Annotated in this window: 21 protein-coding genes; 7 read left to right on the top strand and 14 right to left on the bottom strand. The window is 66.0% G+C overall.

All coding sequences use genetic code 11. The features are described 5' to 3' along the window. Positions 1-58 precede the first annotated feature (58 nt). The 5 genes from BMI85_RS01365 to BMI85_RS01345 all read right to left on the bottom strand — a co-directional run bounded on the left by BMI85_RS01365 (position 59) and on the right by BMI85_RS01345 (position 3,529). Entirely contained in the window at positions 59-430 is a 372-nt protein-coding gene (locus BMI85_RS01365) for an iron-sulfur cluster assembly accessory protein (protein ID WP_075774555.1), read from the bottom strand. Positions 431-454: 24 nt separating this feature from the next. Further along, positions 455-1,198 (bottom strand): DUF3307 domain-containing protein, encoded by a 744-nt coding sequence (locus tag BMI85_RS01360; RefSeq protein ID WP_078599249.1) that lies wholly within the window; start codon positions 1,196-1,198, stop codon positions 455-457. Beyond that, the gene (locus BMI85_RS01355; RefSeq protein ID WP_143594956.1) at positions 1,195-1,800 is read right to left on the bottom strand and encodes a MarR family transcriptional regulator; all 606 of its coding nucleotides are present in this window, start codon (positions 1,798-1,800) and stop codon (positions 1,195-1,197) included. Before BMI85_RS01355 ends, BMI85_RS01360 begins: the two co-directional genes overlap by 4 nt. Before the next feature lie 81 nt (positions 1,801-1,881). Next, positions 1,882-2,955 (bottom strand): alkene reductase, encoded by a 1,074-nt coding sequence (locus tag BMI85_RS01350; protein WP_078599854.1) that lies wholly within the window; start codon positions 2,953-2,955, stop codon positions 1,882-1,884. 208 nt (positions 2,956-3,163) lie between these two features. Then, positions 3,164-3,529, bottom strand: coding sequence for a DUF59 domain-containing protein (locus tag BMI85_RS01345; protein ID WP_078519345.1), 366 nt, complete (start codon positions 3,527-3,529; stop codon positions 3,164-3,166). A gap of 393 nt (positions 3,530-3,922) precedes the next feature. On the opposite strand from BMI85_RS01345, the gene prfA reads away from it, so the two are divergent. The 3 genes from prfA to BMI85_RS01330 all read left to right on the top strand — a co-directional run bounded on the left by prfA (position 3,923) and on the right by BMI85_RS01330 (position 6,870). After that, a complete protein-coding gene (prfA, locus tag BMI85_RS01340) occupies positions 3,923-4,978 on the top strand; it encodes a peptide chain release factor 1 (protein ID WP_078599247.1) in 1,056 nt (351 codons plus the stop codon). Then, entirely contained in the window at positions 4,975-5,832 is an 858-nt protein-coding gene (prmC, locus tag BMI85_RS01335) for a peptide chain release factor N(5)-glutamine methyltransferase (RefSeq protein WP_078599246.1), read from the top strand. Before prfA ends, prmC begins: the two co-directional genes overlap by 4 nt. Positions 5,833-6,102: 270 nt before the next feature. Then, positions 6,103-6,870: a DUF4167 domain-containing protein gene (locus BMI85_RS01330; RefSeq protein ID WP_078599245.1), complete on the top strand. Its 768-nt coding sequence runs from the start codon at positions 6,103-6,105 to the stop codon at positions 6,868-6,870. Between the two features lie 73 nt (positions 6,871-6,943). Here BMI85_RS01330 and BMI85_RS01325 read toward each other — a convergent pair whose 3' ends face one another. The 7 genes from BMI85_RS01325 to lptF all read right to left on the bottom strand — a co-directional run bounded on the left by BMI85_RS01325 (position 6,944) and on the right by lptF (position 15,071). After that, entirely contained in the window at positions 6,944-7,393 is a 450-nt protein-coding gene (locus BMI85_RS01325; protein WP_078599244.1) for a GNAT family N-acetyltransferase, read from the bottom strand. Beyond that, entirely contained in the window at positions 7,390-8,235 is an 846-nt protein-coding gene (gene rsmA, locus BMI85_RS01320) for a 16S rRNA (adenine(1518)-N(6)/adenine(1519)-N(6))-dimethyltransferase RsmA (protein WP_078599243.1), read from the bottom strand. The genes BMI85_RS01325 and rsmA overlap by 4 nt, the downstream gene beginning before the upstream one ends. A 9-nt stretch (positions 8,236-8,244) precedes the next feature. Then, entirely contained in the window at positions 8,245-9,267 is a 1,023-nt protein-coding gene (pdxA, locus tag BMI85_RS01315; protein ID WP_078599242.1) for a 4-hydroxythreonine-4-phosphate dehydrogenase PdxA, read from the bottom strand. Next, positions 9,264-10,484, bottom strand: coding sequence for a peptidylprolyl isomerase (locus BMI85_RS01310; protein WP_210402295.1), 1,221 nt, complete (start codon positions 10,482-10,484; stop codon positions 9,264-9,266). Before BMI85_RS01310 ends, pdxA begins: the two co-directional genes overlap by 4 nt. A gap of 101 nt (positions 10,485-10,585) precedes the next feature. Then, the gene (gene lptD / locus BMI85_RS01305) at positions 10,586-12,811 is read right to left on the bottom strand and encodes an LPS assembly protein LptD (protein WP_246832463.1); all 2,226 of its coding nucleotides are present in this window, start codon (positions 12,809-12,811) and stop codon (positions 10,586-10,588) included. Further along, positions 12,811-13,929, bottom strand: a complete 1,119-nt coding sequence (lptG, locus tag BMI85_RS01300) for an LPS export ABC transporter permease LptG (protein ID WP_078519336.1) — start codon at positions 13,927-13,929, stop codon at positions 12,811-12,813. Before lptG ends, lptD begins: the two co-directional genes overlap by 1 nt. After that, positions 13,926-15,071 (bottom strand): LPS export ABC transporter permease LptF, encoded by a 1,146-nt coding sequence (gene lptF / locus BMI85_RS01295; RefSeq protein ID WP_078599241.1) that lies wholly within the window; start codon positions 15,069-15,071, stop codon positions 13,926-13,928. Before lptF ends, lptG begins: the two co-directional genes overlap by 4 nt. 180 nt (positions 15,072-15,251) lie before the next feature. Between lptF and BMI85_RS01290 the strand changes: the two genes are divergently transcribed. From BMI85_RS01290 to BMI85_RS01280, 3 genes are all read left to right on the top strand, one after another. Continuing rightward, positions 15,252-16,721, top strand: a complete 1,470-nt coding sequence (locus tag BMI85_RS01290; RefSeq protein ID WP_078599240.1) for a leucyl aminopeptidase — start codon at positions 15,252-15,254, stop codon at positions 16,719-16,721. Between the two features lies 1 nt (position 16,722). Further along, the gene (locus BMI85_RS01285) at positions 16,723-17,181 is read left to right on the top strand and encodes a DNA polymerase III subunit chi (RefSeq protein WP_078599239.1); all 459 of its coding nucleotides are present in this window, start codon (positions 16,723-16,725) and stop codon (positions 17,179-17,181) included. Between the two features lie 101 nt (positions 17,182-17,282). Continuing rightward, a complete protein-coding gene (locus BMI85_RS01280) occupies positions 17,283-17,726 on the top strand; it encodes an N-acetyltransferase (protein WP_210402309.1) in 444 nt (147 codons plus the stop codon). A gap of 3 nt (positions 17,727-17,729) precedes the next feature. On the opposite strand, the gene BMI85_RS01275 is transcribed toward BMI85_RS01280, so the two are convergent. Continuing rightward, positions 17,730-18,545 carry an MBL fold metallo-hydrolase gene (locus tag BMI85_RS01275; RefSeq protein ID WP_078599238.1) on the bottom strand — a complete coding sequence of 272 codons (816 nt, stop codon included), beginning with the start codon at positions 18,543-18,545 and terminating at the stop codon, positions 17,730-17,732. Between the two features lie 124 nt (positions 18,546-18,669). Here BMI85_RS01275 and tgt point away from each other — a divergent pair, with 124 nt between their 5' ends. Beyond that, positions 18,670-19,797, top strand: a complete 1,128-nt coding sequence (gene tgt, locus BMI85_RS01270; RefSeq protein ID WP_075774572.1) for a tRNA guanosine(34) transglycosylase Tgt — start codon at positions 18,670-18,672, stop codon at positions 19,795-19,797. Between the two features lie 7 nt (positions 19,798-19,804). On the opposite strand, the gene BMI85_RS01265 is transcribed toward tgt, so the two are convergent. Beyond that, on the bottom strand, positions 19,805-20,467 hold the full coding sequence (locus tag BMI85_RS01265) for a hemolysin III family protein (protein ID WP_348638968.1): 663 nt from the start codon (positions 20,465-20,467) through the stop codon (positions 19,805-19,807). Positions 20,468-20,643 lie beyond the last annotated feature (176 nt).

Genomic DNA, 20,643 nt, shown 5'->3' with positions numbered 1-20,643 from the left:
CCGACATTAGGGCAGGGGGCGCAGGCTCGCAAAGGACAAATTGGCGCGGGGGCGAGACTTAGCCGTTGGTCTGGGGGGCTTCCATATCGGCGAACTTGATCGACTCGCCGCAGCCGCATTCATCGACCACATTCGGATTGCGGAACTTGAAGCCCGATTCCAGAAGGCCGGTCTCGTAGTCGATCTCGGTGCCCAGCATGAACATCTGCGCCATCGGCGCGATCAGCACACGGGCGGGGCCCTTTTCCACGACGATATCCATCGGCCCGGCCTCGGCCGCGACCTCCATCGTGTATTCCATGCCCGCGCAGCCACCTTTCTTCACGCCGATGCGGAAGCCAGCCGCATCCTCGCGCGACATCAGCTTGGCGATCTGCGCGACGGCGGCGTCGGTCAGGGTGACGGGATCTTGTCCGGGGACGTTGAACATGGGGGCTCTCCTTCACCGAGTAATTTAGTCGGGGACGGGCAGGATTCCAAGGGGCGGAAGCTGTCCCAAAAGCGCGAGCGTGGCGTAAGAGGCGGCGAGCGCCCAGCCGAAAGAGGCCAGCGTGCCGATGATCACATATTCGGATTTCGGATTCGCCCCGTCCTTGGAGACCGCCTCGAAGCGCAGGATCGACTTCGCCGCGATCAGGAAGCCGATGCCGGAGGGTTGACCGGCGAGTACCAGCAGAAAGATTAGTCCGCGTTCGAGCAGCCCGATCATCCGCCCGCCTTGGGGCAGGCCTTCGGGCGGGGCATCGTTTTCATATTGCGCCATCAGCAGCCCCACCGCGAAGCCGCCCGCGCGGGTTGTGATCAATAACCCGGTGGCGAGCGTCAGGGCGCCGGGGAGCCATGCGAGGTTCGCCCAGAGCGAATTAGCCCAGAACGTCGGGAAGGCGGCGGCGATGAGCCCGGTCGCAGCCAGATGAGCGGCTTGATCGCCGAGGAAGGCGGCGAGGGGATGCGTATTGGGCGCGAAGCTCTTGGCCACATCGATCACGAGATGGCTGAGCGCTACCAGCGCCAGCACCCCGATCAGCGCCCAGCTCAGCTGCAGCCCCACCAACAGCGTCAGCCCCGCGAGGATCGCGATGTGCTTGGCCAGAGCCGCTCCCTCCCGCCCGGCCTTCTTCGCCGCCATGTCGCTGCTTTGAAACGCGAAATCGGTGAAGGCATGGGCGAAGAGAAGCGCTGCGAAAGTCTCGATCATGGGGTCTCCTCGATCATCGCTAGGGCCTCCACGATGGCCGGGTAAGCCGCGCTTGCCAAGGCCTGTGCCAGCGATTGCCGGGTGATCCCGATTTCTTTCGCAGCTGCGGTCTGGGTCGGTGGTTTGATGCGCAGCATCGGCGCAATCGCGCTCGCCTGCGCCGGCGTCCAGTCTTCCGAGATTTGATCGAACAGCCGCAGTGCCGCGCCAAGCGGCCCGCCCGCAGCATGGGCGATGCGCGGCTCCTCCAAGCTATCGAGTAGTTGGCCCGAGGCGGTGAAGACCGGCCCTGATGCCCCGTTCAGGTCGCCATCGGGCGGCAGTGTGCCGTCCCCCTCGGCAATCGCGATCCGGGTCGCGAATGCCTCGCCCAGAGCGCGCAACTCGGCCTCGATCAGCACGGCCAGCCTTGCCTGATAGCGCGGCTCGGTGATCGCGATCTGCCAGCCATCGCCGCGATTGCGGGCGAAAGCCGTGTCGCCCAATGCGGGCCGCAGCACTGCCGCCGCGCCCTCGATCGCATCGAGCGCCGCGCTCAGCTCCGACGCCGAGAGCCGGGTCGAGGCGACGATATCGCCGGTGAGGACACAAAAATGAGCCATGCGCAGGTTATAATGCCTGCGCATGGCGATATGCAAGTAAAAACGCCTGCATTAACTATTTAGCAGGCAAATTGGCCTGCGTTACCCATCGAGGAAAGGATAATCCGTATAGCCCTCAGCACCGCCGCCGTAGAACGTGTCCGGGTTCGGCTCGTTGAGCGGCGCGTCCTTCTCGAAGCGCGTCAGCAGGTCCGGGTTCGCGATGAAGAGCTTGCCGAAGGCCACCGCCGCCGCGCCCTCTTTCAGCGCTGCTTCGGCCATCGCCTTGTCGTAGCCATTATTCGCGATATAGGGCGCTTTCGACTTCGCGCGCAGCGTCTCGATCCCGTCCTCGGGCCATTCGCGCGGACCGCCGGTCTGGCCTTCGACGAAGTGGACATAGGCCATCGGCTTGGTGTTGAGGAACTCGACCACCGTGCCGAACAGCTCCGTCGTGTTGCTGTCGATGCCCACGTTATTCGCGTTCGACCAGGGCGAGAGGCGGATGCCCACACGTTCGGCGCCGAGGATCTCGGTCACCGCGTCCACCACTTCGCGCAGGAAGCGGGTGCGGTTCTCGATCGAGCCGCCATATGCGTCCTCGCGTTTGTTCGAGGTGTCGCGCAGGAACTGGTCGATCAGGTAGCCATTCGCGGCGTGGATTTCGACGCCATCGAAGCCCGCGGCTTTCGCGTTGCGCGCGGCGTTGCGGTAATCCTCGACCGTGGCGGCGATCTCTTCGACCGTCAGCGCATGGGGCGTGGTGGTCGCGACGAAGCCTTCACCGTCGAAGGTTTTCGCCTCGGCCGAGATCGCCGAGGGGCCGACAGGGTCGCGCCCATCCAGAAGCTGCGGCACCGAAATCCGGCCCACGTGCCAGATCTGCGCGACGATCTTGCCGCCAGCGCCATGCACGGCCTCGGTGACCTTCTTCCAGCCCGCGACCTGCGCGTCGTTGTAGATACCGGGCGTCCAGGCATAACCCTGACCCATCGGCGAGATCTGCGTGCCTTCGGTGATAATCAGGCCTGCGCCTGCGCGCTGGCGGTAATATTCCACCGTCATGTCGGTCGGATGCAGATCGGGCGCGCGGTTGCGGGTCAGCGGGGCCATCACGAAACGGTTGGCGATCTCGATCGCACCGAGTTTCGTGGGGGAGAATAGCGTATCAGCCATGTCGGTCATCTAGTCGGGCCTCTCATCGGGTTTGACGTTCGGCAGCATGAGATGGGTCTTGCAGCGCGATGGGCAAGGCGGCGGGAAGCGCAACGCCCCTGTGCGCAAATGCGAGAAAGCAAAAAGGGAGCCGCGTGGCTCCCTTCCTCTTGGTCGAAATATCCCGGGGGGCACCCGCAGGGGGCGGGGGCAGAGCCCCCTCCGAGCCTCACATGAAGCCCAGTTCCAGCCGCGCCTCGTCGGACATCATGTCCATGCCCCATTGCGGATCGAAGGTCATCTCGACATCGACATCGCGCAGACCGCCGACGCAGGCCACGGCATCGTGAACCCAGCCCGGCATCTCGCCCGCGACGGGGCAGCCCGGCGCGGTGAGCGTCATGATCACCTTCGCGTCATTCTCGGGGCTGATCTCGATCGTGTAGACGAGGCCGAGATCATAGATGTTCACCGGAATTTCCGGGTCATAGACGGTGCGGCACGCTTCCACGACATTTTCGTAGAGCGGGTGATCGGTCGTCGAGGGCTTGATCAGCGGCGTGCCTTCAAGCGGCTCTTCGGGCGTGGCGGTCATGGAAGCCTCTTTCATCGGCGGGGGCGCGCGCGGGCGCCTATCGAATTACTCGACTGTTTATCTAGGTGATAGGACCCGAGCCGTAAAGGGAGGCGTGGGCTGTCTGCTGATATGTGATGGCGACGGGCGGCCCTTCGATGCGGTGCGCCGAGATGTAAGATGCCGCGCGGGGCGACCAGCCCCGGGGCCGCGCCCGACCCTCCCCCCGGGAGGGCGCATTGGCGACGTCATCGCGGGTACGACTGCCTTGCGGGCTTTCGCGATAAAGGGCCCAGCCATCGAGGATGCAAAGCGCCCACCCAAGGGTCGGGCGCGGCCCTCCGCCTCATGAACACACTCCCCTCCCAACGCTCCTGCCTTGACGCCCCTCGCGCTTCGCGCCAAACCGATCCCATGTTGCCCGAAGAGAAACTCGACCAGATCCTCGCGCGCTTCGAGTACCTCGAGGCGCTGCTCAATGCTGGTGCGGAGCCCGCCAAGATCGCCGAAATCAGCCGCGAATACTCCGAATTGAAGCCGGTCGTGACCCAGATCGAAGCCTGGCGTCAGGCGCGCGCCGATCTGGACGAGGCAGAAGGCTGGCTCACCGACCCGGAAATGCGCGATCTGGCCGAGGAGGAATTGCCGCGCCTCAAATCCCGCATTCCCGAGATGGAGCAGGCTTTGCGCGTGGCGCTTCTGCCCAAGGACGCCGCTGACGCGCGGCCTGCGATCTTGGAGATCCGCCCCGGTACGGGGGGCGAGGAAGCGGCGCTTTTCGCGGGCAACCTGCTGCGGATGTATCAGAAATACGCCGAGAAACATGGCTGGCGGTTCGAGATGATGGAGCTGACCGAGACCGAGCTGGGCGGCGTCAAGGAAGCCGTAGCCCGGATCGAGGGCGAGGGCGTCTTTGCACGCCTGAAATACGAATCCGGCGTTCACCGCGTGCAGCGCGTGCCGGAAACTGAGGCCGGCGGGCGCATCCACACCTCTGCCGCTACCGTGGCCGTTCTGCCCGAGGTCGAGGCGGTCGATATCGACATTCCCGCCAATGACATCCGGATCGACACGATGCGGGCCTCCGGGGCGGGCGGCCAGCACGTCAACACGACGGACTCGGCGGTGCGCATCACCCATATCCCGACCGGGATCGTCGTCACATCGTCGGAGAAATCCCAGCACCAGAACCGCGCCAATGCGATGGCCGTTCTGCGGGCGCGGCTGTTCGAGGCCGAACGCGACCGCGCAGCCTCCGAGCGTGCCGAGACGCGGAAGTCGCAGGTGGGCTCCGGCGACCGTTCGGAGCGCATCCGAACCTATAATTTCCCGCAAGGGCGGCTGACCGATCACCGCATCAATCTTACGCTCTATTCCCTTGATAAGGTTATGGAAGGCGAGATCGACGAGGTGGTCGACGCGCTGATCGCCGACGATCAGGCGGCCAAGCTCGCGGAGATGGAGGCGTGAGGGCGCAGGACGCGCTGGTCGCAGCCACCCGGAGATTACGCGAGGCCGGGATCGAGGGCGCGCAGACCGATGCGCGCAGGCTTTTGGCCCATGCGTTGCAGGTGGCGCCCGACCGGCTGACGCTCGCGCTGCAAGACCCGCTGCCAGAGGACGCAGCCGCCCGGTTCGAGGTGGCGCTGACTGCCCGCGAAGCCCGTCAGCCCGTCGCTCAGATCACCGGCAAACGCCTGTTCTGGGGGCACGAATTCCGCGTCACCCGCGACACGCTCGACCCGCGCCCGGAGACGGAACTGCTGGTCGAGGTGGCGCTGGAACGCCCCTTCGTCCACGCGCTCGACCTTGGCACCGGCACCGGCTGCATCCTGATCTCGCTGCTGAAATCCATGCCCTTCGCGGCGGGAACGGGGACCGATCTGTCGGACGCCGCGCTGGAGGTCGCGAAATCCAATGCCGAGGCGCTCGGTGTGGCCAAACGCGCCAAGTTCCTGATTTCAGACTGGTTTGCCAATGTGCCGGGGCGCTACGACCTCATCGTCTCGAACCCGCCCTATATCGCCCAAGACGAAATGGCGGGGCTCTCGCAGGATGTGCGCGACTGGGAGCCGCTCTCGGCGCTGACCCCCGGCGGCGATGGGCTCGACGCCTATCGTGCGATTGCACGCGGGGCAGGGGCGCGGTTGCTGGCAGGTGGGCGTCTTGCGGTGGAGATCGGCCCGACGCAGGCGCAGGCGGTCAGTGACCTCTTCGCGGCCCAAGGTTTCGAGCGGATCGAGACGCGCCAGGATCTCGATGGGCGCGACCGCGTCGTTTTGGCGCATAAATCCGGGGATACGGCGGATTGCGGCGCTTCCTGAGCGCGAAATCGCGCAAAAACTTGGGGAAAACCCCGCGAATCGGCGGAAATCGCGGATTTGACCGATTTTCTGACTTGAAAGGTGGCCCCCCGCATGTTTAGTCAAGCCTGTGCAGGGCGGATATTGATCCACCGCACGGCTCAGCTTCACAGCGCGGGTGTTAGGAACGAAACCGGGCAAGTATGCCCAGCGTGACAGTTCAGCCCGCAGGCCACGCATTAGCGGCCATTTCCGAAAAGCCCGTGACAACGGGCCAAGAAAACGAAAGCCATGAGATCTTCGAAATCCCGTTCGCGCAATAAGTCGAACCGTCAACGGTCGATGGGCAATATCGTTAACCGCGTCTTCGACAGCTCCGGCCCCGAAGGCAAGGTGCGCGGTACGCCGCAGCAGATCATCGACAAATATCTTCAGCTTGCGCGCGATGCGCAGCTCGGCAACGATCGCGTGGCCGAACAGAACTTCCTGCAGCACGCAGAGCATTACACGCGAATGCTGGGCGAGGCGCAGAAAGAACAGGCCCGCGAGCAAGAGGCCCGCAACCAGCAGCGCCAGCAAAACAACCAGAACAATGGCAACCAGAACAATGGTGGCCAGAATAACGGTGGTCACAACAGCGGCGGCCAGAACAACGGTGGCAACGGTCAGAATAACGGCCAGAACCACGCTCAGCAGGACGAGGGCCAGAACGAGGCCCAGTCGAAGGGTGAAGCTCAGGACAACAATACGTCCGAGCGTCGCGAAGAGCGCAGCGAGGCGAAATCCTCTGGTCGCAACAAGCGCGCCGAAAGCCCCGAGATGATGCCGCCGATGCCGCAGCTGGAGCTCGAAGAGGATTCCACCCTCGTCGAGACGCCCGAAAGCCGCAGCAGCGAAGAGGCGCCGAAACCCGCGGAACAGCCTGAGAAGGCGGAGAGAGCGGAAAAGGCCGAAAAGCCCAAGCGTCCGCGCGCCCCGCGCAAGCCGCGCGCCCCGAAAGCCGACAAGGCTGAAAAGGCAGAGGCGAGCGCCGAGCTGCCCAAAGCCTCGGGCGAGTAAAGCCTCGGACAAGAGATAGCAAAAGGCCCGCCGGATCGGCGGGCCTTTTTGCATGATGGGGCAGGGGCGGCGCTCAGACGGTCAGGTCTTTGTCCAGAAAGACCCGGTCATAGCCACCGTCCGTCCGGCGGTCGCGCTCGATAAAGCCGAGCCGCGCATAGACCGCGCGGCTCTCCTCCATCGCGGCATTGGCGTAAAGCCACAGCTTTGTCGCGCCGATCTCGCGTGCGCGCGCCTCGGCGAACGCCATCAACTGCCGCCCGATCCCTTGCCCCTGTGCGGCCGGGTCGACGGCGACGGGCTCGATCTGCAATCGGGGCGGCGTGCCGTCATCCGCAAAAAGCCCGATATAGCCCGCGACCCCGCTCGTTCCCTCGCAGACCCAGAGATGCGGCAGCTCGGCGGCGTGATCGGCCAGCATCGGCGCGGGCGGGCGTCCGATCCGGGGAATGTAGGGGGAGAAGGCCGCCTCGGCGATCTCGGCAATGCGCGGCAGGTCGTCTTCGCGCGCGGCGCGGATCATTCCTGACCCGCGACGATGCGCGCAAGCCGACAGAACTGCTCCAGCGTCACGCGTTCGGCGCGCTCGGTGGGGGCGATCCCGGCCTGCTCCAGCTTCGCCTCGATATCGGGGGCCACGCCTTTCAGCGAAGCGCGCAGCATCTTGCGGCGCTGGTTGAAGCCAGCAGCGACGACCCGGCTGAGCGTTGCCGCATCGGCCGGATAGCGCGGCTCGGGCAGGGCGCGCAGATGCACCACCGCGGAATGGACCTTCGGCGCGGGCGTGAAGGCCTCGGGCGGCAGGCTCATCGCGATCTTCGCCTCGGCACGCCATTGCGCGAGGATCGCGAGCCGCCCGTAATGTTTGCTGCCCGGTTTGGCCACGATCCGCTCGGCCACCTCGCGCTGGAACATCAGCGTCAGGCTCTCCCAGAAGGGCGGCCAGTCTTTCGGCGTCAGCCAGCGCACCAGAAGCTCGGTGCCCACGTTATAGGGCAGGTTCGCGGCGATCTTGATCGGCGGTGTCAGATGCGCGAGCGGGTCGACCTGCAGCGCATCTCCATTGATCACCTCGAGACGTCCCGGATAGGCCTCGGCAATCTCGGCCAAGGCGGGCAGGCAGCGCGTGTCCTTCTCGATCGCGAGGACCTTGCGCGCCCCTTCGGCCAGAAGCCCGCGCGTCAGACCGCCGGGGCCGGGGCCGACCTCCAACACGTCCGCGCCCGTCAGATCGCCCGCAGAGCGCGCGATCTTTGCGGTCAGGTTCAGGTCCAGCAGGAAGTTCTGCCCAAGGCTCTTCTTTGCGACGAGGTCATGCGTCTGCAGAACCTCGCGCAGCGGCGGCAGCCCATCGATCGTCGCCATCACGCAGCCTCAGTCATGACGCGCGGCTCCCATTCGGGCCGCCATCTCCAGCGCCGCGATCAGCGAGGCAGGGTTGGCGCGGCCCTGGCCCGCGATGTCATAGGCGGTGCCGTGATCCGGCGAGGTGCGCACAAAGGGCAGGCCGAGCGTGATGTTCACCCCGCCGTCGAAATCGAGCGTCTTGATCGGGATCAGTGCCTGATCGTGATAGGCGCAGATCGCGGCGTCGTAAGTCTGACGGGCGCGGGCGTGAAACATCGTATCGGCGGGCATCGGGCCCGCTACCGCGTAGCCCTCTTCGCGCAGACCGTCGAGCGTGTCGGCGATCCAGTCGCCTTCCTCGGAGCCCATCGCGCCGCCTTCGCCTGCATGCGGGTTCAGCCCCGCCACCGCAATCCGCGGGGCAGAGAAGCCGAAATCGCGCCGCAGCCCTTCATAGGTGATCCGCACCGTCTCGCGCAGAAGCTGCGGGGTCAGGAGTTTCGGCACCTCGGAGAGCGCGACATGGATTGTGGCGGGCACCACGCGCAGCGGCGGATCGACCCGCGACGAGGCCAGCATCATCACCACCCGCTCGACGCCCGCGAGATGGGCCAGATATTCGGTATGGCCGGGGAAGGTGAACTTTGCCCCGTCCTTCAGGGCCTTCTTGTTGATCGGCGCGGTGGTCAGCCCGGTGCCTTCGCCGCGCATCACCAGATCGACGCCGCGCGCGATCACGTCGATGACGGCTTTCGCATTGGCCGGGTCCGGCTCCCCCGGCAGGGCGGCGGCGGGGAATTGATGGGGCAGCACCGGCAACCCGGCGCTGGCATGGCGCAGCGCATCGGCGGGGCGGTCGATCTCGCGGATCTTCGTGCCGCGCGGCAGATGCGCGGGATCGCCGATCCAGACGAAGGGCAGCTTCGCGCCGCAATGCTCCCAGGCGCGGGCGGCAATCTCGGGGCCAACCCCCGAGGGATCGCCGCAGCTGAGGATCACGGGGCGGTCGGGCGCACGGGCCGCGGTGCGATCGGTCGGCTGGGCGCTCATTTGCGCACGATCACCGCGTCGGCTTCCAGATCGGCCATGTAGCCGTTGGCATAGGCTTCGAGGGCCTTGCTCTCCAGTGCCGCGCGGACCTGATCGCGGTCGGGGGCCGACTGGTCGCCCTCGGGGGCCACCTTGCGATCGCAAAGCATCACCAGAAGATCGTTTGCGCCCTGCGGGATCACTTCGCTCTCGCCCACGTCGAGATGCGCCAGCGCGAGACCGACATTGGTCGGCACCTGCGCCTGCGCCACGTCCTCATGCATGGTGAGCGCGCTCGCCGGGAAGCCCTTGCCGATGGTGTAGAGCTGGTTGCATTGGCGCGCCGCGGCCACCTGGCTCTGGATCTTGGCCGATTGCTGCGAGCCGGTCTGGCCGATCGCGAAGGTCATGTAGCTCAGCGACTGCGGGCCCGACGGCGCGTCGCCGTCACCGATCGCGCGCAGCATGAAGACCGCGACCGCGCCCTTGAGTTCGATCGGCTGGGTCGCCGTGCCCGGCTTGAGCTTGAGCACCACGCCGCGCAGTTGCGGCGGCAGCTTGTCGATCGGCATCCAGTCCAGACGCCCGCCGCGATCCCGCGAGGGGGCGGCCGAATATTGACGCGCGAGTGCTGCGAAGGCGCCTTCGCCCTGCGCGGCCGACAGTTGGCGCGCCTGACCCATCGCCGCGCGCTCGCGGCCCGGCGGGGCGGGCACGATCGCCTCGGAGATCAGCACTTTCACGCCCTTGCCAGTCTGGCTTTCGGGCTTCATCGCGCGGTCGATGTCCGCTTTCGTGATGTTCACCTGCGGCCCGAAGCGCGCCCGGACCACCTGACGCCAGACGAGACCGGCCTCGGTGAAGTTGCGGAAGGTGTTCGGATCGACGCCTTCCTTCTGCAGCGCCTGCACGAATTGCTCGCCGGTCATGTTCGCGCGGCCCGCGAATTCGTCCATGCCCTGCTGGATCGCAGCTTCGTCGAGCTTGATGCCGATCCGATTGCCGGCCCAGACGCGCAGGCGATCTTCGATCAGCGCCTTCTCGGCATCCTCGCGGGAGTTCGAACCGGCATTGAGCAGCTGCATGAAGCGCTGGCGCTGGCTGATCTCGTAATCGGTCACGCCCATCCCGTTGACGGTAACGACGGGCGCGAAGCTGCCGCCCGATTGCGCCTGCGCCGTCCCTGCGGCGAAAGGCAGGGCGAGCATCAGCGCCAGAAGGGTGAGCAGTCGGGTCATCATCGTCATGAGCGTGCCTGTCCGTTTCGTCTCGTTCAGTCTTGGCCCTTTGGGCCTCGTTGATCCTCTGGGCCCGCTGGGCCGCTTTGCGATCCTCAGCCTCACCCTCCGCAGGTTCGCCGCGCGGGCGCACCGCCACTCGCGCCGAAGCCGACGAGTTGGACGGAAAGGCCGAAATCGGTCTCCGGGGCTACACTAGTGGATGACGTGAAGCGGCGCGAGAGGGAAAGATCAACCGCGATGCATTCGGTCTGGTAGCGCAGGCCGAGCTTGGCGCGCGCGGCGCGCTCGGCGGTGAAATCGTAACGTGTGCTGAGCGTGCCCGACCAGCCGTTGCCCCAACGCCATCCCGTGTCGAGCATCAGTTCCGACATGTTGTCGTCGCGCCCTTCGGCGGGGTTTTTCTCGAGCCAGAGATATCCTGCCGAGACGTTGAAGTCGTCGCCGGCCCGCGACAGCCGCAACTCGTCGCGCGACACGGAGAAGTTATCGTCGAACAGCGCGCGGTTCGACAGCGTCAGCCCGTTCGCGGTGGCCAGATGGGTTGCGAGGAGCCAGTCGGATTTCGTCCCCGACAGCCCCGTGCCCTGCGAGAACTGGCTCAGATCGCGCTGGCGGAAGACGCGGCCCGCCGCGACGCCCAGCGACCAGCCGGAGCTGTCATAGCGCGTCCAGCCGAGCCCGACATTGGCGCGCAGGCCGGTCTCGCGCGCATCCTCGCCCGGATAGCGGGTCAGCGAGAACAGGTTGCCGCCGTCGAATTCGGGCAGCTGGCTGTCCTCGTTCGGGGCGTCGGCCAGATGATCGGGCGCCCAGACGATCTGCGCCACCGGCTCGATCACATAGGCGGCGCGCCCGCTCGTCTTCACCCAAGGCCAGCGAATTTCCGCAGCGACGGTGGGTTGGCCGCGCAGGATCGTGTCGCTGAAGGCGGGGTCCTGATTGGTCTCGATGATGTCGCCTGCGAATTGCGCCTCGAGCGAGCCCAGCATACCCGGCCCGAACAGCCAGTTGCGCCGCCAGTCGGCGGTGAGCGAGCCACGCACCATGTCGCGCCCGTCGGGGCGTCCGTCGCCATTGAGATCGAGCGTCGAACTCGAAGCGCGCCGCGTCGCCAAGGTAGAAAACCGCAGGCTGCCCTGTCCGCCGATCCCAGCGGGGCGGAAGGTGCGGATCCATTCGCCGGTGCCGCTCAGCATCGGTTCGGTGGAGTTGTTCTCATCCGCGCGCAGCGAGTGAATATTGCCGACGCGGGTCCAGATCATCTCGTCGCGGCGCACCCGTTCGAGTTCGACACCCGACCACAGCCGGTCGTCGTCGCCGAGCCCGTAATTGAGCAGGTAGCTGTCGTCGCTGACCAGCCGAAGCTGTGCGGTCAGGCGGAATTCGCGGGGCAGCTGCGCCTCGAGATCGCCGAAGAGATAGCCGCGCGTGCCGCTGCGAATGTCGTCATTGCTCAGCGCGCCCGACCATTCCATCTTGCCCCAGTTGAAGGCCTGCCGGTAGCGCAGGTTCAGCGTCTCGGTGCGCGAGGTCGCGAAATAGGGCGTCACCGTCAGGTCGCGGCTGGGCCCGAGCGCGATGAAATAGGGCACCAGAAGCCCCGGTCCGAGACCGCTCGTGGTGCGGAATTGTGGGGCGAGGAAGCCCGTCATCCGTCGCACGCCCGGCGCAGGCAGACGCAGCCGCGGCAGATAGGCGATCGGCACGCCCGCCGCGCGGAACTGGGCATCCTCGAAGACGATCTGACGCGTGGTCGCGTTATGCACGACGCGGCTCGCGCGGATTTCCCAAAGCGGCGTCGGATTGGTCCGGCAGACCTCGCAGGACGAGGCCACGACCTTGTTCATGATCGTGATCGCGCCGTCGCGCCGCTCGATCCGGGCGGCGGCGAGTTGCAATTCGCGCGCCATCACCATCCGGGCGCTGAGCAGGATGCCGTTCTGCAGATCCGAGGACAACTCCGCCTGCGAGGCGAGGATCACCGCCTGCGACTGGCCAGGCTGCACCAGCCGGATCGGACCTTCGAGGTAGAGCTTGTCCGCCTTCTGGTCATAGACCACGCGCTTGGCCGAAAGCCGGTTCGACTTGTAGAAGACCTCGACATTGCCCTCTGCGACCAGCTCGTTCTGATTGCGGATCGAGACCCGGTCGGCCAGCAGCGTCGCCAGTTCGTCCGAAGAGGGGATCGCCGCGTCCTGTGTCGTGGTGGAGGCTGTCGCGGTGGCGTCTTGTGCGCGCACCGTCTGCGGTCCCGCCATGCCAAGCGCGACGATCAGCGCCAAGGCGCTCGCCCGTCCTGCCAAGGCGCCGAATTGCCGCCGCATCACCCATCCTCCCGGTGCAGTAGCCGCGCCAGCGGCAGCATCAACCCGATCACCGGCGGCGCCCAGGCCGCGAGTAGAACGGGAATCTGTCCGTTATCGCCCAGAACTTGCGCGATATTGCGCAGGAAGAACAAGCCCAGACCCGCCGCCAAGGCCAAAAGAACTTTCGCGCCGATGCCTCCGAAGCGCACATGATCCATCGTGAAGCTGGCAGCGATCAGCACCATCGCGGCCAGCAGCACCGGCAGCGCCAGCTCCATCTGGAACCACACGATATGGCGCCGCGCCGAGAAGCCCGCATCTTCCAGCGACGCGATGAAGCTCGGCAATTGCCAGATCGGCACGGCGGAGGGCTTGCCGAAACTGTCGCGGATGCTGGCGACCGTCAGATCGGAGGGCAGCGAGAGGCTGTCCTGGGTGGTGGCGTCGCGCTCGGGATTGGTGGATTCGCCCAGCGGCCAGTCCTTCACGTCCTGCAACTGCCATGCGCCCGGCACCAGCGTCGCGGTCTTCGCGTCGATCCGGCGCACCGGGCCGCGATTAGGGTCGAAGATCAGGAAGGTCACGCCGTGCAGGGTTGTGGCGTCGCCATTGGCGCGCTCGGCATGGATCACCGCCTGCGCCAGCGACTTGCCGTCCGAGGCAAGGCCCGCGCTTTGCCGCATCCACACGCCCTCGCGCCCGATCGAGACGGTCGAGCCACCATCGGACGTGTAGTGATCGACGAGCGTCTCATAGCGCTTCGAGGTGGCGGAGACGAGCGGGTTGCCGACCAGCAGCGCCAGTAGACCAATCACCAGCGCCGCCGCGATCGGGGCTGCCAGCATCCGCAGCGCGGACCGGCCCGCCGCCCGGATCACCACCAGTTCCGAGCTGCGCGCCAGTGCGACGAACAGCGCCACCGCCGACAGCATCACGATCAACGGCAGGATGGTGTAAATCGTCTCGGGAATGTTGAGCGCAGAGAGTACCGAGAGCTGCAGCAGGCTCAGCCCCTGATCGGAGAAGCGGCGGATTTCCTCGACCACGTCGATCAGGAACAGGATGCCCCAGAAGCTCGCCGCGACGATCAGGAAGCTGCGGAGGAACCGTTTCGCAAGATAGAGCGCAAGCGTCACGCGGCAGCCTCCCGTTTGGGCCGGATACGGCGCGGACGCCCCGACCACCACAGCATGAACAGCACCATCACGATCCCGCCCAGCGTCGGCGCAATCAGGCTCGGCCAGAGCGAGGGGTCGCGCCCGGAACTCGTCTCGGCAGCGTTTTGCAGCACCTGCACCACGATCAGCCCGCCAATGGCGAGCGACATCTGCCGCCACATGCCGAAGCGCGAGAATGTGCCCATCATCAGCGCCGAGAAGCCGATCAGCGCCGCGATCGGCGCCAGAAGGGGCTGGGTGATCCGCCGGGCAAGCTCCAGCCGCAGCGCGTCGCGGGCTGCCTTGGCGCTCTCCGCACCCGGTGTCGCATCCAGACCTGTCCCGGCCATCATCGCGGCGAGGCGCGGCGTCGTCATCTCGTCGATCTTCGGTGCCCGCGCTTTCCCGGCCTTCAGGAACGAACCGATATCATAGGTGAAATTGCTGAACCGCGTGACCGACAGGCGGTCCGACGGTTTGCGCAGGGTCTGGGCCATGCCCGAAAACATGATCAGTTTCGGCCCCGTCTCGGTCTTCACGATCACGCCCTTGTCGGCGGTATAGACCGTGCTCGTCTGCGCCGAGCGGCTGTCGGAGACGAAGATATCCTGCAACTCCCCCAGATCGGAAATGCGCCGGATATAGATCGAGATGCCCGGCGCGGGATGCTGGAACGTGCCTTCGGTGAGGAATTTCGCGGTCAGGTTCTGCGCGACCTCCTGCTGACGCTCGGCCAGCCGGGCCTTCGCGGCGGGGACGAGGAAATTCACCAGAAGCGCCATCATCACCGATGCGATCAACCCGAAGACCAGTACCGGACGCGCCAGCCGCCAGTTCGAGGTGCCGGTGGCGCGCATCACCACCAATTCGCTGTCCTGATCGAGCCGGTTGAACGCGTAGATCGTGGCGGCGAAGGCGGCGACCGGCAGCACGATGCGGATGACGTAAGGCAAGGTCAGCGCGGTGAATTCCAGCACCACCGTCGCGGTCTGGCCATCCGAAATCAGGCTGTCGAACATGATCACAGCCCGGTTGACCCAATAGACGGAGACCAGCACGAGCGCGAAAAACCCGAACAGCGCCATCAATTTGGACAAAACATATCTGTCCAGTTGCGTCACGACCCTCTCAATACCCCCGAATATTTCCCTTTCTCTAGCCTGTCGGGCGAAGTGAGGGAAGGGCACAGCGGGGGTGCTTTTCATTTTCCGGAGGCAGGGCTAGGCTCGCGCGCAATTTGATGCCAATCGCGACCGAGCGCCGCCGACGCGCGCGCCGGTCTCATCTTCGGAGAACCCCACATGACCCAACCTGTTGCTATCGCCTTCAAGGAAACCGATCCGGAGGTCTTCGCCACCCAAAGCGGGCGGATCGCGCTGGTCGTGGGCGGTGACGGCAAGCTGGGGCAGGCCGGGCGCAAGCTGGATCGGGCGATGAAAGGCGCGATCAAGCGCGCGGTGGACTCGGAGGCCTTCGCGGGCTTGGGCGCGGGCGAGGCGATGGAGCTGAGCTGGCCCGCCGCGATCGCCGCCGAAGCGGTGCAGCTGGTGCGGCTCGACCGCAAGGCCAGCGCCGACGAGGCCCGCAAGGCGGGGGCTGCGATCGGGGCCAAACTGGGGGAGGCGGGCGCGCTCGTCGTGGCGCAAAACCATCCGCGCGCCGCCGATCTGTCGCTGGGCCTCGCGCTGCGCGCCTATCGCTTCGACTATCACACCGGCGAGGACAAGAAGGCCTACGGGCCGGTGACGATCATGGTCGACAAGCCCGAAGAGGTCGCCGCCGCCGCGGCCCCGCATGCAGCACTGGCCGAGGGCGTGTTCTTCACCCGCGATCTGGTCAACGAGCCCGCCAACATCCTGACCACCGACGATTTCGCCGCCCGCCTCGCCGCGATGCAGGAGCTGGGCCTCGATGTCGAAATCCTCGAAGAAGAGGACATGAAGAAGCTCGGCATGGGTGCGCTTCTGGGCGTCGGCATGGGCTCGGAAATGCCCTCCAAGCTGGTCGTCATGCAATGGAAGGGCGGCGAAGAGGGCGAGGCGCCCTTCGCGCTCGTCGGCAAGGGCGTCGTGTTCGACGCGGGCGGCATCTCGCTCAAGCCCGGCGCGGGCATGGAAGAGATGACGATGGATATGGGCGGCGCAGGCGTCGTCTCGGGCGTGATGCGCACGCTGGCGCTGCGCAAGGCCAAGGCGAATGTCGTGGGCCTCGTCGGGCTGGTCGAGAATATGCCCGACGGGCGCGCGCAACGCCCCGGCGATATCGTGACCTCGATGAAGGGCGACACGATCGAAGTCATCAACACCGATGCCGAAGGCCGCCTCGTTCTGGCGGATGTGCTCTGGTATGCGCAGGACCGGTTCCAGCCCAAGGCGATGGTCAACCTCGCCACGCTGACCGGCGCGGTGATCGTCGCCCTCGGCCACGAGAACGCGGGTCTTTTCGCCAATGATGACAAGTTCGTAGCCGACATTCTTAAAGCGGCGAAGACCGAGGGCGAGGGCGCGTGGCACATGCCGCTGCAGCCCGCCTATGACAAGGCGCTGAAATCGCGTTTGGCCGATATGCGCAATGTCGGCAACCGTTGGGGCGGTGCGATCACCGCGGCTGCCTTCCTCAAGCGCTTCGTCAAGGACGAGGTGCCGTGGTGCCATATCGACATCGCGGGCGTGGCGCTTCCGCCGGGTGAGACCACGCTGGCCCCGAAGGGCCCGACCGGCTGGGGCGTTCGGATGCTCGACCGTCTGATCCGCGACAAGTTCGAAGCCTGAGATGGGGCAGGTCAATTTCTACCATCTGACCCGCTCCAGCCTCGAGGAGGTGGTGCTGAACCTCGCCTCCCGGGCGGTGGAGCAGGGTTGGAAGGTGGAATTGCGCGGGACCGATTCTGCGCGGCTCGACTGGCTCGACCAGAGGCTCTGGCTGATGGGAACCGAGGCGAGCTTCCTGCCGCACGGGCTCGCAGGCGGGCCGCATGACGCGCTGCAGCCGATCCTGCTGGGCACCGCGCCCGCAGGCGATGGGCGCGAGGCGATGATGGCCGTCGACGGCGCCGAGGTCGCGGCGGAGGAAACCGACGCCCATAAACGCGTCTGGATCCTGTTCGACGGCAACGACCCGCAGGCGGTGCAACATGCGCGCGGGCAATGGAAGACCCTGACCGGCGCGGGGGCGAAGGCGATCTACTGGTCGGAAGAGGGCGGCCGCTGGGAGAAGAAGGCGGAGAGTTGAGCTGGGTGGACATCAGCGCAGGATATGCCGGAGATGCGGAGCGCTTCGCCGGTCTCTTCGCCGAGAGCTTCGCAGCCTCTTAAGGCCCTGACGAAGGTGCGCTGATCGGGGCGCTGGTACGCGATATCCTCGCCCGGACCGACCCCGCCGATCTGCACTGTTTCACCGCGCGGGAGGGAGCGGCCCTCATCGGCGCGGTCTGCTTCACCCGCCTGCGCTATGACGACGATCCGCGCCGCGTCTTTTTGCTTTCGCCGATGGCGGTCGCCCCGGCGCAGCAACGCAAGGGCGTCGGGCAGAGGCTGATCCGTCATGCCCTCGCAGAGCTGTCAGCAGCGGGCGTCGAGGCCGTGCTCACCTATGGCGATCCGGCCTATTACGGACAGGTGGGCTTTGCGCCGATTGCCGAGGCCGCCATCACCGCGCCCTATCCGCTGTCGATGCCGCAGGGCTGGCTTGGCCAATCGCTGACGTCCACGCCGCTTGGCACCATCGCGGGGAAGCCGCGCTGTGTCGCGGCCTTCCAGAGACCTGAGATCTGGTGAGCCCTACCGCAGCCGCTCCGGCTCCAGCACCATCACGGTCGGTTCGCGCGGCAAAGTCCTGAGCGAGACGATCACCTCGCTCACGCCGGGCCGCTCCACCGCGAAGACGCCTTCCATCCCGTCGAGAAAGCTCTGCAGCGTCGGCTCGCCGAACCAATGCACCGGGATCACGATGCGCGAGCGCAGTCGGTTCAGGATGCGGATCATCGTCGGCTGATCGACCGTGTAGGACCCGTCTACCGCCGCCATCACCACATCGAGCCGCCCCAGCGCCGCATATTGCGCGGGATCGGGCTCGTGATGCAGATGGCCCAGATGGCCGATGCAGAGCCCGGCCACCTCGAAGACGAAGATCGAGTTGCCGTTCTCCTCGACCCCGCCGAAGCTGCGGATCGCGGTGGGCACATTGCGGATCAGCATCTCGCCCAGATCCAGATGGTGATCGGCGGCGATGCCGAACTGATCCGACCAGCCCTTCAGCGCCACCGTGCCTTCGGGGATCATATCGGTCATATGGCTCGAATGGGCGTGGTTCATCGTGACGTAATCAGGGGCAAAGCGCGCCCCGCCGGTCCAGCCGTTGAAATCGGTGACGACCGACAGCCCGCCCTCGGTCTGCAAGAGCACCATCGAATGGTCGATGTAATGCAACCGCACCGATTGCTCCGGCACCGGGTCGGACCAGCTGGCTTTGTGCAGATACTCGATCCCCGGCGCAGCATCCGCGATCGCGATACAGTGGCTGATGCGCTGGTTTTGCGCAGTCGCCGCGAGTGGCGCGAGCGTGGCGCAGAGGGTTAGAAGGATGGAACGAAACATGGCGAGCCTCCTTTTGCCCTAGCGTAAGGCCAAAATGCGATTCCGGTCCATGCCCTTGCGTCCCACGTGGCCTTCCCTTCGCGCCGCTTTGGGTCTATCAGCCGGGGCCGAAGGAGAGCCCCAGATGACCAAGTTCAGCTTCACCCTCAAGGCCACCGATGGTGCTGCGCGCACCGGGACGATCTCGACGCCCCGCGGCGAGATCCGCACGCCGGCCTTCATGCCCGTGGGCACCGCCGCGACAGTGAAGGCGATGATGCCCGAAAGCGTCGCCGCGACCGGCGCGGATATCCTGCTGGGCAATACTTACCACCTGATGCTGCGCCCCGGCGCGGAGCGGGTGGCGCGTCTGGGTGGGCTCCACAAGTTCATGAACTGGGACAAGCCGATCCTGACCGACTCGGGCGGCTTTCAGGTGATGAGCCTGGCATCTCTGCGCAAGCTGACCGAGGAAGGCGTCACCTTTGCCTCCCATGTCGACGGCTCGAAACATATGCTCTCGCCCGAACGCTCGATGGAGATCCAGAAGCTCTTGGGCTCGGATATCGTGATGTGCTTCGACGAGTGCCCCGCGCTGCCCGCGACCGAGGAAGAAGTGGCGAAGTCCATGCGCCTCTCGATGCGATGGGCGCAACGCTCGCGCGACGCCTTCGGCGACCGTCCCGGCCATGCGCTGTTCGGCATCCAGCAGGGTGGCGTGACACGTGAGCTTCGTGAGGAAAGTGCCGAGAAACTCAAGGAAATCGGCTTCGAGGGCTATGCGGTCGGCGGCCTCGCCGTGGGCGAGGGGCAAGAGGCGATGTTCGGCGTGCTCGACTACGCGCCGGGCATGCTGCCGCAGGACAAACCGCGCTACCTGATGGGCGTCGGCAAGCCCGACGATATCGTGGGCGCGGTCGAGCGCGGCATCGACATGATGGATTGCGTGCTGCCGTCGCGCTCGGGGCGCACGGGCCAAGCCTGGACCCGCCGCGGGCAGGTGAACATCAAGAACGCCCGCCATGCCGACGACCCGCGCCCGCTGGACGAGGCCTGCACCTGTCCGGCCTGCTCGAATTATTCGCGCGCCTATCTGCACCACGTCTTCCGCTCCGGCGAGATGATCTCGGGGATGCTGCTGACCTGGCACAACCTGCATTACTATCAGGAACTGATGGCAGGCCTGCGCGCGGCGATCGACGAGGGGGCGCTGGCGCGCTTCGTCTCGGAATTCCACGAGACCCGCGCAATGGGCGATATCGAGCCTCTCTGAACCCCGCTCAGTGCGAGATCACGATGACGGCCGCGTAATGCGTCGCGGCCGCTGCCAGCACATGACCGTGCCAGATCGCGCGCGAGAACGGGATGCGCTCGGTCTGGTAGAAGATCACGCCGACCGTATAGGTCAGCCCGCCCACGACCAGCAGGATTAGCGCGGGCAGGGGCAGGGCCACGATCAGCGGCCACATCGCGATCATCCCGAGCCAGCCCATCGCCAGATAGAGCCAGAACCCCGTGCGCTCCGAGCGGTGGAAGAAGCCGAGCTTCATCACGATGCCGAAGGTCGCGAGCGCCCAGACCGTCGCGGTCAGCGCCCAGCCAGCGACGCCACCAAGGCCGATCAGCGCCATCGGCGTGTAAGTGCCCGCAATCAGAAGATAAATCGCCGCGTGATCAAAACGCCGCAGCACCGCGCGCGTCGGCGCATGCAGGGTGAGGTTATAGGCGGCCGAGAGCGAGAAAGAGGCGATCAGCCCCACGGAATAGACCGCGAGCGGCCAGACCCGGCCGTCCGGAGCCGCCAGCGACGCCCAGACGATCAGCGCGCTGACGCCTGCCACGGCGAAAACGACGCCCAGCACATGGACGACGCCATCGGCGACATGTTCGCGAAAGCTGTGGCTCAATTGGTGGCGCGTCATCGTGGTGATCCCCTCAGTCATGCCTTTAAGATAGCAACGATGAGGCGATCTCCCAAGTCGCGGCGGAAAAAACGCTGGGTCACAAGGGGGCTCTGCCCCCGGGCGCTGCCGCGCGCCCCCCGGGATATTTGAAAAGAGCGAAGACAGGACAGACGCCCATCTTCGCTCTTGAGAAATATCCCGGGGGTGAGGGCGAA

The sequence above is a fragment of the Thioclava sp. DLFJ4-1 genome (assembly GCF_002020145.1).
GTDB lineage: Bacteria > Pseudomonadota > Alphaproteobacteria > Rhodobacterales > Rhodobacteraceae > Thioclava > Thioclava sediminum.
This window is presented reverse-complemented; position numbering and strand designations above follow the sequence as displayed.